Origin of the sequence: Magnetospirillum gryphiswaldense MSR-1 v2 (genome assembly GCF_000513295.1) — a bacterium.
Lineage (GTDB): Bacteria > Pseudomonadota > Alphaproteobacteria > Rhodospirillales > Magnetospirillaceae > Magnetospirillum > Magnetospirillum gryphiswaldense.
This window is the reverse complement of the sequence record NC_023065.1, coordinates 2005618-2018769: the sequence shown is the minus strand read 5'-3', so window position 1 is coordinate 2018769 and position 13152 is coordinate 2005618. Positions and strand designations below refer to the sequence as shown.

Annotated in this window: 20 protein-coding genes; 7 read left to right on the top strand and 13 right to left on the bottom strand. The window is 61.1% G+C overall.

The features are described 5' to 3' along the window. Positions 1-14: 14 nt before the first annotated feature. Together MGMSRV2_RS09545 and MGMSRV2_RS09540 are read right to left on the bottom strand one after the other, a co-directional pair. The gene (locus MGMSRV2_RS09545) at positions 15-1031 is read right to left on the bottom strand and encodes a Y-family DNA polymerase (RefSeq protein WP_024080156.1); all 1017 of its coding nucleotides are present in this window, start codon (positions 1029-1031) and stop codon (positions 15-17) included. Positions 1032-1037: 6 nt separating this feature from the next. Next, a complete protein-coding gene (locus MGMSRV2_RS09540; protein ID WP_024080155.1) occupies positions 1038-1508 on the bottom strand; it encodes a LexA family protein in 471 nt (156 codons plus the stop codon). Positions 1509-1823: 315 nt separating this feature from the next. On the opposite strand from MGMSRV2_RS09540, the gene MGMSRV2_RS09535 reads away from it, so the two are divergent. Next, a complete protein-coding gene (locus tag MGMSRV2_RS09535) occupies positions 1824-3401 on the top strand; it encodes a recombinase family protein (RefSeq protein ID WP_024080154.1) in 1578 nt (525 codons plus the stop codon). 75 nt (positions 3402-3476) lie between these two features. On the opposite strand, the gene MGMSRV2_RS09530 is transcribed toward MGMSRV2_RS09535, so the two are convergent. The 11 genes from MGMSRV2_RS09530 to MGMSRV2_RS09490 all read right to left on the bottom strand — a co-directional run bounded on the left by MGMSRV2_RS09530 (position 3477) and on the right by MGMSRV2_RS09490 (position 10329). After that, on the bottom strand, positions 3477-4073 hold the full coding sequence (locus tag MGMSRV2_RS09530; protein WP_024080153.1) for an ATPase: 597 nt from the start codon (positions 4071-4073) through the stop codon (positions 3477-3479). Then, positions 4073-4315 carry a hypothetical protein gene (locus MGMSRV2_RS09525; RefSeq protein ID WP_024080152.1) on the bottom strand — a complete coding sequence of 81 codons (243 nt, stop codon included), beginning with the start codon at positions 4313-4315 and terminating at the stop codon, positions 4073-4075. Before MGMSRV2_RS09525 ends, MGMSRV2_RS09530 begins: the two co-directional genes overlap by 1 nt. A 540-nt stretch (positions 4316-4855) precedes the next feature. Next, on the bottom strand, positions 4856-5047 hold the full coding sequence (locus MGMSRV2_RS21035) for a hypothetical protein (protein ID WP_024080149.1): 192 nt from the start codon (positions 5045-5047) through the stop codon (positions 4856-4858). A 2-nt stretch (positions 5048-5049) separates the two neighbouring features. Beyond that, positions 5050-5586: a hypothetical protein gene (locus MGMSRV2_RS09520; protein WP_024080148.1), complete on the bottom strand. Its 537-nt coding sequence runs from the start codon at positions 5584-5586 to the stop codon at positions 5050-5052. Further along, positions 5583-5891, bottom strand: a complete 309-nt coding sequence (locus tag MGMSRV2_RS09515) for a hypothetical protein (RefSeq protein WP_024080147.1) — start codon at positions 5889-5891, stop codon at positions 5583-5585. The genes MGMSRV2_RS09520 and MGMSRV2_RS09515 overlap by 4 nt, the downstream gene beginning before the upstream one ends. 99 nt (positions 5892-5990) lie before the next feature. Then, on the bottom strand, positions 5991-6305 hold the full coding sequence (locus MGMSRV2_RS09510) for a hypothetical protein (protein ID WP_024080146.1): 315 nt from the start codon (positions 6303-6305) through the stop codon (positions 5991-5993). Between the two features lie 186 nt (positions 6306-6491). Then, on the bottom strand, positions 6492-6833 hold the full coding sequence (locus tag MGMSRV2_RS09505) for a thermonuclease family protein (RefSeq protein WP_242410753.1): 342 nt from the start codon (positions 6831-6833) through the stop codon (positions 6492-6494). Between the two features lie 110 nt (positions 6834-6943). Continuing rightward, complete coding sequence (locus MGMSRV2_RS09500; protein ID WP_024080144.1) at positions 6944-8143, bottom strand: hypothetical protein; 1200 nt, start codon at positions 8141-8143, stop codon at positions 6944-6946. 184 nt (positions 8144-8327) lie between these two features. Then, positions 8328-9764: a DNA phosphorothioation-associated putative methyltransferase gene (locus tag MGMSRV2_RS09495; protein WP_242410751.1), complete on the bottom strand. Its 1437-nt coding sequence runs from the start codon at positions 9762-9764 to the stop codon at positions 8328-8330. Next, positions 9704-10177 carry a hypothetical protein gene (locus MGMSRV2_RS21880; protein ID WP_024080142.1) on the bottom strand — a complete coding sequence of 158 codons (474 nt, stop codon included), beginning with the start codon at positions 10175-10177 and terminating at the stop codon, positions 9704-9706. The genes MGMSRV2_RS09495 and MGMSRV2_RS21880 overlap by 61 nt, the downstream gene beginning before the upstream one ends. Beyond that, on the bottom strand, positions 10174-10329 hold the full coding sequence (locus MGMSRV2_RS09490) for a hypothetical protein (RefSeq protein WP_197538559.1): 156 nt from the start codon (positions 10327-10329) through the stop codon (positions 10174-10176). The genes MGMSRV2_RS21880 and MGMSRV2_RS09490 overlap by 4 nt, the downstream gene beginning before the upstream one ends. A gap of 74 nt (positions 10330-10403) precedes the next feature. On the opposite strand from MGMSRV2_RS09490, the gene MGMSRV2_RS09485 reads away from it, so the two are divergent. The 6 genes from MGMSRV2_RS09485 to MGMSRV2_RS21025 all read left to right on the top strand — a co-directional run bounded on the left by MGMSRV2_RS09485 (position 10404) and on the right by MGMSRV2_RS21025 (position 13101). Further along, the gene (locus MGMSRV2_RS09485; RefSeq protein ID WP_024080140.1) at positions 10404-10817 is read left to right on the top strand and encodes a hypothetical protein; all 414 of its coding nucleotides are present in this window, start codon (positions 10404-10406) and stop codon (positions 10815-10817) included. Beyond that, on the top strand, positions 10814-11758 hold the full coding sequence (locus MGMSRV2_RS09480; protein ID WP_024080139.1) for a hypothetical protein: 945 nt from the start codon (positions 10814-10816) through the stop codon (positions 11756-11758). Before MGMSRV2_RS09485 ends, MGMSRV2_RS09480 begins: the two co-directional genes overlap by 4 nt. 157 nt (positions 11759-11915) lie before the next feature. Further along, positions 11916-12131 carry a helix-turn-helix transcriptional regulator gene (locus MGMSRV2_RS09475; protein WP_024080137.1) on the top strand — a complete coding sequence of 72 codons (216 nt, stop codon included), beginning with the start codon at positions 11916-11918 and terminating at the stop codon, positions 12129-12131. Next, positions 12128-12598: an AAA family ATPase gene (locus MGMSRV2_RS22395; protein WP_024080136.1), complete on the top strand. Its 471-nt coding sequence runs from the start codon at positions 12128-12130 to the stop codon at positions 12596-12598. The genes MGMSRV2_RS09475 and MGMSRV2_RS22395 overlap by 4 nt, the downstream gene beginning before the upstream one ends. A 114-nt stretch (positions 12599-12712) precedes the next feature. Then, positions 12713-12922: a phage head-tail joining protein gene (locus MGMSRV2_RS09465; protein ID WP_024080134.1), complete on the top strand. Its 210-nt coding sequence runs from the start codon at positions 12713-12715 to the stop codon at positions 12920-12922. Between the two features lie 2 nt (positions 12923-12924). Then, positions 12925-13101 (top strand): Phage portal protein of lambda family (fragment), encoded by a 177-nt coding sequence (locus MGMSRV2_RS21025; protein ID WP_024080133.1) that lies wholly within the window; start codon positions 12925-12927, stop codon positions 13099-13101. Positions 13102-13152 lie beyond the last annotated feature (51 nt).

Sequence of the window (13152 nt, the reverse complement as noted above, 5' to 3'; positions counted from 1 at the left end):
CAATTTTGTATTCACTAGCCGTCGCGCCACGCCGAATGCAGCCCAGAGATAGCTGCCGCGATCAGGCGCGGCGTCGAATCTGTCGCGGGCGACAGCCGCACCATTGCATTCAACGAGAACTGGGGCTGATCGCGGCGGAAGCGGTCGGTCTGGGCGAACACCTGGAGAGCCCCGGCGACCAGACCATCAGCCCGGATTTTTTCGGCGGCGCGGCTGGCGAAGGTCAACACGGCGTCATGCACATGGTCATAATGCGTGACCGCTTCGGCGAACGAACGCGAGCAGCAGGTTGTCTGTTTGTCCGCCGGTTCGGTGTCGAGGGTGTGGACCGCCACCCCGCGCAACTCCATCACTGTTCGCAGGCCGACCGTCCCCATCGTCTTTCTGATCCAACCGTCCTCGGCCTGGGTCAGGTCATGGGCGCTAAGGATACCGTGAACCCCACAATGACCGGCATATTGCCGCCCGATGCCCCAAACCTCGCCGACCGGGGTGCGCTTCAGCGCCACCTCGACCCAAGCGGGATGGCTGACCAGGTCAAGCACCCCGTTGGCCTTGGGCGACTTCTTCGCCAGCCGGTTGGCGAGCTTGGCCAGCGTCTTGGTGCCGCCGATCCCCACCGATACGGGGATGCCGGTCCAGCGTTTGACCGTCGCCCGAACATGCTGGCACCATTGGGTAAGGTCGGGCACCGATAACCCGTCGAGATCAAGGAAGCACTCGTCGATGGAATAGACTTCGGCGCCGGGGGCGAAGGTGGCCAGCACGGACATCACCCGCTCGGACATGTCGCCGTACAAGGCATAATTGGATGATTGCATGATCAGGCCGTGCCGCTCGACCAGATGCCGAAGCTTGAACGCCGGCTCACCCATCGGGACACCAATGGCCTTGGCTTCGGCGGAACGCGCCACCGCACAGCCATCGTTGTTGGATAGAACGACGACGGGCTTGCCCTCAAGGGCCGGATTGAACACCCGCTCGCAGGATACATAGAAATTGTTGCAATCGACCAAGGCGAAGATGGCCATGGCGGGTCAGCGTCGGGCTATGGTCGAAACGGCGAAGGTGACGACGCCCCAAATCTGAACCCCGTCCTCCTGGTTGAGGGGGAAGCTGGGATAATCCGGATTGGCGGGGGCGAGCTCCCATCCCTCGGTGGTCTTGCGCAGGGTCTTGACCGTCAGGCCGCCGTCCAGCGTGGCGACGACGATGTCGCCGTCCTGCGGTTGGACCGAGCGATCAACCACCAGCAGATCGCCGCTGTGAATCCCCGCCCCGGTCATTGAGTCGCCATCGGCTCGGCAGAAGAAGGTTGCGGCGGGGCGCTTCACCATCAGCTCGTGCAGGTCGAGCTTGCCTTCCAAATGATCGTCCGCCGGAGAGGGGAACCCCGCCGGGACCAAAGCCGAATAGATGGGTGCCGCGCCATCAGCAGGAACGAAGGCGCGGGAGGATGCCAGACGAGTGCCGGGCGGTAACGGGGCGTTGTCGCGTCGTGAGAACATAGAAGGAACAATAGCCCCAATCGCCAAGCTTCGGCAACAGGGCATGCATGAGACCGACGGGAAGGGGGGAAGGTCGTGGACTGTTTTTATCCGTTTCGGATTTTCCACGTTGAGCACCCGCAGGGTGCGAATAAGCCTTGCCGCCCCACAGGGCGGTGCGCGGTGATATCACCGCGCCTATCCTGCCACAACACGACAGGTGAAATTTCGGGAAAGTTGGGGAAACAAGGGGAAAGTTGGGGAAACATGGGGAAAGATGGCCTAACCGCACGGCCTAATTGCCAACGCACATTCCTGCGGTCATAACGACCGTCCATGAAGATCAAACCGCCTTTCCGTATCGCCATTTATGCCCGCTATTCCAGCGATTTGCAGAATCCATCATCGGTTGATGATCAAATCGCCTTATGTCGGAAACTGATTGCCGAGAACTTTGGGCCGACCGATCCGCAATCCGTTTTGATCTTTTCTGATTCAGCCATTTCCGGTGCAACACTACAGCGTCCAGGCTTGGTCAGACTGCTTCAAGCGGTCCAGATGAGGCGGGTCGATATGATCGTTGCCGAAGGCCTGGATCGGTTGTCGCGCAATCTCAAGGACATTGCCGCCCTTCATGAAACCCTCGGGTATCACGAAGCATCGATCTGGACCGCGCACGAGGGCCGGATCAGCGAACTGCACATCGGTCTGAAAGGGACCATGAACGCCCTGTTTCTGCGCGACATGAAGGCGAAAGTTAGGCGTGGACAATCTGCCCGCATTGCCGCCGGCTTTTCCGCATCCTCTTGTCCCTACGGATATCGTGTGGTGCGGGGAATCGTTGACGAGCGCGGGCGAACCGTCAACGGTGTTCGGGAAATCGACGAAACGACGGCAGCCGTCGTTCGTCGAATTTTCACTGAATTTGCCAGTGGGACAAAATTCGTCGCTCTCATTGAAAATTTGAACGGCGAGGGCATCCCCGCGCCTGGTGGGGGACTGTGGAAGCGCAATGCCATCGCCGGATCAGCCAAAAAGCAGGAAGGCATCCTTCTCAACGAAATCTATATCGGCAACCTGATCTATAACCGCACGCGGTCCGTACGTGATCCGGTTACACATAAAAAGCGCTATATCGTCAACCCAGAGGAAGAGTGGACTCGGAGGCATGTCCCGGAATATCGGATCATTGATGACAGTCTGTGGCAGGCTGTGCATCTCCGCCTGGACCGGATCGGTTCAACACCGCCAAAAGCGGCCCGAAAGCCACGTATTTTAAGTGTCCACAATCAGCACGCCTTGACCGGTTGGGTGAAGTGCGGCTGGTGTGGCGGCTCGAAGTCTCTGGCCAATGAGACGCGCTATTTGTGCTCGACCCATCGGTACGCCAAGTCCTGCGCAAACTCACGTGGCACGAAGGAACCGGTCCTGATGTCCCGGACTTTCGGTGCTCTCTATCGACGGATCGAAACCGGGCCGGATTTTACTCCCGGCCTGACGGAGTTTTTTGCCCGTCAATCGCGGCGGCGGACGGAACTGGAACGCCGGGAACAAGATATCCAGGCCCGAATAGTCCGCTTGCTGGATGCCATTGAGTCTGGCGTCGATCATGAGAACGCCAAGGAGCGCATCCTGACCCTCCAAATCGATCTGGAAAGAATCCGGGCGGAACTGACGTACGATCTGCCGGCCCCGTTGCCGGTGGAGGCGGCGATCCGGGCGCGATTGATGAATGCGGTCCAGTCGGTGGAATTGAGCAACGATGTGCCGAAGCAACGCCTGATGTTTCAATGTCTGCTGTCGGAGATTGTGTTGACGCCGATCCCGGATAAGCATCAGGGCGAAACCGTCGTGATCAAGCTGCGGGAAGGCGGATGGGCGGAGTTCTGGAACAGCATTGAGGCGGGATCATAGGCCGAAGGCCTAAGACGGGCGGTGGCGGGGGCTGAGGAACGAAGCTCGCGGCACCGGGCGTCACCCATTTGCCGATCAGCGCGACAGGCCTTGCTCTTGTTCCAGAACCTGCAACTTCGCTTGCCGAACCCAACGGGGCATGTTGTTGGCCATGGATTTGACCTGACCGCGTTCAATGGATGCAATCAAGCGCATCCGGGGGCGGGTGTTGTCCAGCAGCCAAGAGCGATCCGCCAGCGCCAGCCCCTTTGGCAGATTGGCTAAACTGCGCAGATAGCGGCGCTGGACGTCGGCACCGGGAACATGGTGTCCACCATCCTTGACCCGCAAGGCGATCCGACCGATGGACAGCAGCGGGGAATCTGTGCAGACGAAGATCAGATTGACCTTGTAGCCGGTGGCCCGCGCCTCTTTCATCAACGCCAATTCCTGATTGCCCGAAAACGTGGTTTCGACGGCAAAGCTGCGACGGCCTGTAATCAATTGGCGCCGCTGGGTCAGGGCTTCGCGCCCGGCCCGTACCGCCGTTTCCCTGGCATCCGGTTTTGTCGGATTGAGTAACCGGGCGATTTCATCGGGGTTGATGACGGGCAGGCGACCGATCAGGTGTTTTCGGGTCAGGGTGGTTTTGCCGCTGCCGTTGGGGCCGGCAATGATCCAGACCTGGTGCATCACAAATCCCGGATCAGAACTTCCGTATCATTCTGGAAGGTCACCAACTGACGTCGGCCATCCGGGTATTCCTTGACCACACCATCGGGGTGGCGGTCGTCGCCGTAATAGATGGCCCGCCCGGCGGCCAGATGGCGCTTGGCCTCTTCGCCCTTATCGTTAGCCAGGTCATTGGTGAAGGCCGTGATGAAGCGGCGTTCTTCGGCTTCACTCATGCTGTCCAGCTTGGAAAAATCAGCCATTTTGCGCTCCTGCTCTGGGGCCTAAAGGTATCTGTTGGGCAATCCCCATGTCAAAGACTGTGCGCAGACTGTTCTTCGCTATTAGGTATGACTATGGCAAAAGCGCCTACCCCTGAATTCTCAGCTCGCCTGGGCTTCGTTAGCCACCATAAAAGCGATAATTATTGCATCTATATGATGTGTAAATTTAACCCCACGGGGGGAAAATGTGGTTGATGACAAAAAGTCCCTTGCCTATTATTTGCAGTTAAGGGGCATAACATATCAATACGACAAACCCCGTTACCGTGCTCCAACACGGAAAAACGGGGTTTGGCTAAGTGTTCCGAAGTTGGCTTCGGCAGCTGATTCGTATGATCGACACTCATATTAAAATCATGCTGAGGCCTTGGTTTCAATTCCTTTTTAAAAAAGGGGTTCCCATGGTTAATCCCTGGGTAGACTTGGCAGCAGCGGTGATCTATCTGCTTGCTGTCTGCATCGAAAGGTTCTTCTGATCAATGGAGTGGGGGTGGGCAGCCGCCCCCACTCTGATTAAGCTCAGTGGTTCAGGGCCATAGAAAGCTTGGAGTGCAGACGATCCGCCGTTTCGCCCAATTTTTTGACGACAGCCAAGTCAAGGCCAATCGTCATGATATCACCGCAATCAATGCCATTTTTCAGTGAAACTGCGGCATTTGGAAGATTGTCGGCCAAGTCCGTTAGCCAGTTTAGCATTTTCGAGTATTCCATCGTCACGTCCTCCTTGTCGTCGAATCACTGGTGCCGGCCTTGACCTTGGCCTGCTTGTCCTGAAGTTCCTCCCTGGCGGCGGAAAACTCCCGGCACACCTTGGTCAACCCTCCAGGCTCCTTACCGACGCGCCAGGCGTGCAGAGCCTTGGCCAGAGCCGGCCCCTTGCCCTTCCAGAAGTTGTTGAAAGCCTGCTGGTGGTTCGGGCAGCAAAATTCCTGCGCCTTGCGCACCTGGTCGAAGTCGCCACCGCACCACAGGCATTTGCACTTCGGTTTTTCAGCCGTATTCTGTCGAGACTGCTGGCGCTTTTGCCGTTCATAGGCTTCCCGACATACGGCACTGCAACATTTCTGATTACGACGCGGATTGAGCATCACCGCGCCGCACCAGCGGCAGCACTTGGGCGCTGTTTCCTCCTTCCGGCTGCTCTGGGTCACCGGGGGCGCCTCAGGTGCCTCAGGCGGGCTTGATTTGGGAACCGTGTACATGGATGGCGAAACAAGCTTCGCGACCGGCCCAGGGGCGTCGTCGATCATGCCTTCCTCCCGTCGTTCTCGATCTCGGCGGCCATGCCGGCGGCGATGGCGGCGGAATTGCGATGCTGATAGCCCTGCTGCAACAGCGCCTGCACGTTCTTCCAGGCGGTATCGGCCCAAGCTTCGGCCAGTTCAGCGGCGTCGCCATCGCCTTGGGCCAAGGCGGCTTGCAACTGCCGCATGGCCCGGTTGTAGGTGTCGAGAGCCTGCACGGCCTGCTTATGGGCGGAATCGGCTTCCTGGTTGTGATAGGTGATGGCCTGGGCGGCGCCGGGGGTCATCGTGTCGATCTGGCTCATGCTCATGACCAGCGCTCCTGCCCCTGGAGGGCGGTCAACACACGGTCGGTCAGGACGATTTCAACATGGTCGGGATGGGAAGTGGTGATAGGGCTGGTCATGGTTTCAACCCTCCCCATTCGGCATCAAGGCGGTATTGTCCGGGAAATCGGAAAGGCGCGCCTTGGCGGCCAGAATGCATCGCGCTTGGCGGCGGCGGTCATCGGCTTTGGCCCTGAGGCATTCCAATTGTTCGACCTCAGCCAGAACCTTGCGGGCAATACCGGCCCAAGTGGTTCGTTCCCGAAGGCCGACGCAGGCGCAATAATCGACGGTGATCAGGTGGAAAAGGTGGTCGATGGCTTCACGGTATTGCCCAACACGAATATTCATAGCTACCTCCATCTGGATCAGGGCGGCATCGAGGGTCGAGCGGCGCACCTTTTCCTCGTCGTAGAATCAGGGGGGCAGAGGCATGGATCGGGGGCCGGGCGGGGTAGCTCCCGAAACCCGCAGGGCGCGAAGCGATCCGCTTGCGGATTTTCGGGGCATCCCGGCCCCCGACGACGGGCGCAGCCCGGCGCTTGTCCATTGCCGGCGCGGGGCGGAACGCCCCATTCTCGGTCGTCATGGCGCCCCAAAAGGGGCGCACCACCCCTGCTTTCGCCCGCCCTCATAAGACCGGGCCAGTCCGGCGCCGATCATCTGGGCGGCAATGTCGGTGCCGTCCGGCAAGGTGACGGTGGCCAACAGCCGGCCATAGCGATCCCGGCCCAAGTCGGACAATGCCACTGCTGCCCCACGGGGCAGAAGACGACGGGCAAAAGTGCTGGCTTGCTGCGCCTTTTCCCGTTCGGCCGGGCACTGCGCCTGGTCGCCCTTTTCCGGGGTGTCGAAATGCCGTGCCCGCACCGGCTCGCCGTCGGGGGCACCGGCATAGCTGATCTGGTAGGTGTCGCCATCGATCACGAACAAAACTTTTCCATCAGTCATAGGCGACGAAGCCATTGAAAATCCTGGAAAAGAGATGGCGGCAACAAAAGCAAAACGACGAAATATAGTGATTGAGATCATATTTTCTATGACCGCGCCCCCCGCCCGGAGCGGCCCAGGGCCAGCCCCGGCGCCCGCCGGGATGCCCGCATGGCCTGCAAGGTCGCCTCGGGCGCCGGCGCTTGGCGGCGGTTCCGCCCCAGGATGCCCGACAGGTATTGCGCCCCGCTGGTCTCGATCTGGCCGCCCCGGCGCATCAATCCGGTTTCCAGCACCGCCAGCGCGGCGGTGAGACCCCAGCGCTTCCGCCACGCCCGCCAGACATGCGGCCACAGCGTCGGGGCATAGGTCCGCTGAAGTCGGTCGGCCAAGGCCAAGGCATCGTCCACGTTATCGGGCGGTGCCTCTGCCGGGGCCACCTCGGGCAGAAATGAGCGGATCAGGTCCAACGCCACGGTTTCAGCGACACCATCGCCAGCCGCGTTTGCCGCTGCCGGCTTCGCCTGCTGGTTCCTGCCGAGCAACTTACATACCTCCCCTGATTGGGGGGAGGTCGGCACACCCGTGGCGATGTGGTCGAAGCGTTCAGCCCTGGCCTTGGGTTCGGGGGTGACGGGAGGGCGCCGTCCAGGCGTCCGCTTTAGCAACGTCGGCGGCGCCAATGTAGGAGATGTATGGGGTTCTTGATTCTCAAGACCCCCGAAGGGTGCGCAAAGTTTTGTACCCTCCCCCCTTCGCACCCACAAGATACGGGCGGCTTCTTTCAAGACCCCTTTGAGCTGGTAGCTGTTGGCATCGTTGCGGTCGTATTCACGGCGGTTCTCGATCACGTCCAGCAGGCCGAGATCGCGCAACTTGGCCTCTGCCGCCCGCTGGGTGGATGGACGGACACCGGCCCGGTTCTCAAGCTCGGACCGGTACACGTCGAATTCACCGCTGGCGCCGCCCAGGAACAACAGCACGTCGATCAGACAAACCTCGGCATCGGTCCATGGCCATTGGGTTTGAAGTTTCCACGGCCACCGTGCCCGCGCATGCGCGGCACGGCGCTGCTGGACCATGCGGCGCGATGGCCCACGCTGGCGCCTGGTGCAAACGACCGCGACCGGCCTGTCCTCCTGCTGGGAAGGCCGGTAACGTTCCAGGCTGGCGCCGATCAGAGCCGGCGCATGCTTCTTGCGCGCCTCGACAATAGCCGCTTCCAGCGTCCGGCTCTGCGAGCCCAACGCATGGGATGCGTGAAAGCTGGCCTCATACAGAGACCGCATGTACTCGGATTTATGCATCGCCCCTCCAAGGAGGAACGTGGATCAACATCACGACGGTAGAAAAAAGGGACGAGTTAACCCGTTCGGAAACCTCACGGTTTTCCGTTGACAGTGCGGCCTGCCTGGGCTAAGAAAGTTGTCGCCAAACAGACATTCTTAGCCGGTGACGGCAGGTCGCTAATCCACAGGGTTAGCGGCCTTTTTACTTATGTCTTCTGGATATCCACGCCACTCCATTGCAAGCGTTACCTTGCGCTCCACAGTCGACTGTGCTAGGCCAGTCGATGGATTCGGCGTGTGAAGGGGCTGGTGGAGCCGAGATGCGTCCCGGTATCTTCTTCGCCAGCTCCGGCGAGCAAAACCCATATGTCAGTTGAATAGCGCCGTACCAGTCGATGACGGGGTCCAGGACGTTCTCGGCCAGCTCGCGTAGCGCCTTGTAGCTCTCGAGCGACTTGGGCAGGTTTGGGAGTCCGGTCCGCAATGCCGTCTCGCCGCAGATGATCAGGTCTCGGTACGTTAGGTTGGAGCCGCAGGGGTCGTCGAGCGCAGGGGGGTGGTCGTCCTTGACCAGAGCATTGCCAGCGATCTTCAGGCCCGCCTGCCTGACCTTTGTCAGCAGTTCTTCCATGGATGGACCGCGGGAATCCTCGTTGACCTTGGTGATCAGACCTATCTGCTCATCGAATTCAAGCTGTTCCGCATAACCCGTCATTTCTTCGTTCATGAAGCGAGACTTCATGTAGAGGATGGGCGGCTCATACCCTGTCGCCTCGCCGTAGCTAAACATGCGGACTTCTTGGTTTCGCAGGCTCACTTTGACCCGCTCAATGATCCGAGGGAGCGGCGCAGAGAAATCATCGCACTGGATGACTGTCACCTTGCCCGAGGCGATGTGAATTTTGACGATGTCGGCTATAGCCATATCGCCGTACAGCACGCCCGCGCAGCCGATGTAGATTCTCAAGACCGCAGGCAATCGGCCGATCAGGGAGCTGTGGACCTGGTAGTAGTGGTCGTCGACCAGCCATCCCCCGATGGTCTCGCTGGCGGTCTGACACGCGACGGACAGTGACTGCGGATTGGCTGCCTCTCTGAGCAGGCGGCCCGCCATCTCGGTGGCTGAGCCATAGTCGCCGAAGAATGCCTTCACGTCGCGTTGGAGACCGATCTCCAAATGCCGATAGGGCTTTCGTCGACGGAATGTCTGAAGCGCCAGGTAAACCAGGACGTCGTCGGACCGCTGAGTCCGCGAGGCATCGACAGCGGCCTGGTCGAGGCGACCATGCGCAGCGCGATAAGCCCTTGCGAACGAGCCGAAGGTAGCCTCAAGCTCTTCCTTCCGCTCGATCTCGTCGAGGCCGGGTTCACGGCCCAGCTCCATCCATTTGCGGCGGAGCCCGTCGAACGCCTCTGGGCAGACTTCCCAAGGCCCCGGCTTTGGTAGCCGCGGGGCCTTGGGTTCCCGAACAACCTTCTGCCGGGGTTCCTTAGGCGGCTTGACAAGTCTTGCCGGTTTCGGGGGGCGTAGCAGACGTGGAACAGAAATCGAGGAGAACTGCCGGGCTCTTGAGCGCGTTAGCTGGAACCGCTGTTCGGCATCCTGGTCCTTGAAGGCGAGAAAGGTGCCTGGCGCCAGGGCGATTGCGCCCGTCCGCAGGTTAGCCTCGATGTAATCCCGGAGCTCCCCTTGGCCAAGGCGGCAGGCACGTCGCGGACGTGGCCGCTCAGCATGGCCACCTGGCCCGTGGCCTCGCTGCTGAGCCGCTCGTGAGCCAAGAGATACAGGTCGCGGTCGACCTCGGCGATGCGTTTCACAACAGGTCCAAGGGCCATTTTCGCCTCGGCCGAATTGGCAACGAGCAAGCCGCCGACACCGGCCGCCAGGGACTTTCCGCTGCCATAGGCGGCAATCGCCATTGTCGCGCCTGCCTGGAAGACAGCGCGGATAAGCGGCGCGGACTTCCGGGTGGGCTGGTAATGCCCAAGCCGCTCCGGAACGGAGAGGTCGTCCTTCAGGTTGACCGAGCGGAAGAATGGCTGGCGGATCATTGATCCTCTCCAATCCGCTTGAAATGACGTTCCAGCCATTCGTCCGTTCCGAGTGTAGGGAGGCTGAGGTGGCGCTCGGCACCAAGCAGGCTGACTTTGACTCCTTCTCGGCCGTAGATTTGTTCGGCGGTGACCGTAATTTCGTCGATCATGTCGCCGCTGAGGCCAAATACACGGGCAGGGCCAAAGCGCCTGCGGACCATTTCCCCGATGGGAACTGAGCCTGATGAGGTCTCTGCCGTTGCGTCACTATGATCTGTCCGTCTTCATGACCGACCGCCGTTTTCCCACCGATCCGCAAGACGGCATCGGGGTCGTCCGGGTGCGCGTGGTGAAATTCGAAACTCTCGACGAGTCCGCTTTCCTGACCATCGAGGCGCGGTTGGCGGAGGACAACGTCCATTCGCTGGCCAACCAGTTGTTCGAAGACCGCAATCCCTTCCTGGGTGGATATCGTATCCGCGAGGTGATGCTGTCGGTGCCGTTCGAACCGGACGATATCAATCCCCGTGGCCGGACCATTTCCCTGAAGCTGCGGCACCCCAATGGCTGCGATCTGAAGGACAAGACGGACAAGGAGCGGCTGATCGGGGAGAAGTACCTGCGTCGTTGGGGCATCCTCCAGGAACTGACCGCTTGAGCCGCGTGACGACGCTGTCGGAGACGGGCCTGCGCTTTCTGCTGGGATTTGCGGAGTTGGCCCGTCCCGTCATCTCGTCCGGCATCCTGGCCGAACAGCTTGGCGGCGAGGCGAGGGCGCTGATCGACGCCGGCTATCTGATTCCCGACGGCAACCGGAAGACTGTTCTGGTGACCTTCGGTGAATCGGAAGTGGACGTCCCGGTCGTGCGCGACGGCATCACGGGACAGTTCCGCTGTTTTCACCCTGACCGGGGGTTCCTGGATGTCGATCCGTTGCGGCTGGGCACGTTCCGGCTCGACGCCGATCGTCTCCCGGAAATCGTGATCAGTCTTCTTGGCATGCCAGCGAACACCCGGCCAATGACGCTGGTGCCCGATCACCTGTGGGATCTGGGGCAGGATTACCTGACCAAGAAGAAGTTCCCGATCTACATGGCCCGGCGGCTGGGACGACCCGATATCCATGAGCGTATCGGAGAGGCGTTGGTGCCAAGGCGCACTCGTGGCCCCAGCCTGCTGCTGACCGCAGGCGAGTTTCCCAAACATCTCGCTCTCCCGCCGGAGTATAGGGCGATTGCCATCGCCAATGGCTTGGTCTCGAACAATCATGGCGTTCAGTTGGACAAGGCGATCTTGCGCGGAACGCTGCTGGGCTGCGTGGTGCCGACGGATAACGGGCCGCTGACCCATAGTGCCGACTTCGATGTCGTCACCGTCCATGGGAAGGATTACGTCTTCCGGGGACCAAAGCAGCGCGACGTGGTCCGACAACTGGTCGAGGCATTCCTGGCTGGTCAGGGGCGGTGCCTGACCGCCAAGGTGCTGGAGGGGGCCGAATGCAGCGACTCGGTCAACACGCTGGCCAAGGTGTTCAGTGGCCGCAAGGACTGGCGGGAGTTCATCACCGAGGAAGGTGGCTCGTGTTGGATTTTCCTGTGATCTGAGCGCATGGAATTCGGATCGGCCGCCTTCGGGCGGCCTTTTTTGCGCCTGAACGACATTCCTACCTTCGCTCCTCCCTTCCAACTCCCCGGCTCCTACCTTCTCCTCCGCCATCCTTCCCGCAGGTTTTCGCACCGCCCGGAAGGATACGGCAATGATTCTCAAACACCTGAACCAGATCGAACTTTCCCGCCGCTGGAGCCTCAGCCCGCGCACGCTTGAGCGTTGGCGCTGGCTTGGCCTGGGACCCCGCTACCTGAAGATCGGCGGCCGGGTGGTCTACCGCCAGGAGGACATCGACGCCTACGAGGCGGCCCAGGTGCGCGAAAGCACTTCGGGCGGCGTTCCGGTGTCGGGAGGTGTGTCGTGATCGCCGCCGCCAACACCATGCCGGTGGTGGGGGAGGGCGCCTTGCTCGGCTGGCTCGACAGCGCCGCTCCCGGTGAGCTGATCGCCTATCACGAGGGCCATCTCGTCTGCGACCGCACCTTCGGCGTCTCGCAATTGCCCGATCCGGTGCGGGAAGAAGTCAATCGCGTCGCCCTTTGTGCGAGGAAGCATCTGCAGCACGCGCCGGGCAAGACGGTGATCTTCGTCGGCGTGCTGGAGAAGGTCACCGACGAGTTCAACGCCATTACCTGGCAGCCGCAGATGGAGGGCTCGAAGGCAGGGCGCGAACTGCCCGGCATCGTCGATCAGGTCATCTCCATGCATCTGTTCTCGGCCGATCCCGAGGGCAACTGGCTGCTGGACGAAAAGGCCACCGAACGCCGCCTGGTCCGCCGCCTGGATCGTCGGCGCCGACCGCTGGTCGGAGGCCAAATGGCGGGATCTTGAGAAGCAGGTGGCGGCCACGGACTTTGCCAATGCCAGTGACCCGGAGGCCGGGCAGATCCGCCGGATCGCCCGCCGTCCCCGGCGGATCATCAAGTTCAGCGGGATGCACTGATCATGGCTCTCGACGAGATGAAGGCTGAGCGCGAGCGGGTGCTGGCGCGGCGCAATTCCCTGGTCGCCCGCGTCACCGTCGGTGACCGCACGGTCCAATACGACCTGACCCAGGCCAATCACGTCCTGGCCGATCTCGACCGCCGCATTGCCCAAGCCGAGGGCAAGAAGCCGCGTCGGCGGATCCTCGCCGTTGCCACCAAGGGACTCTGACCATGTTGTCGGCCTTCCGGCGAAAGGTAGGTGCCCTGATCGGCGGCTTCGAGGCCGCCCAGGGCAGCCGCCGGCTCAAGGGCTTCCAGCCCAGCCGCGCCCACGTCAACACCCTGATCGCCGCCGCCGGTTCCGACATCACCGCCCGTGCCCGCTATCTGGTCCGCAACAACGGCTAGGCCCGAAAACGGTCACCTCTAAGCGCCCAATCAGGCCAATCCGTTCACTGA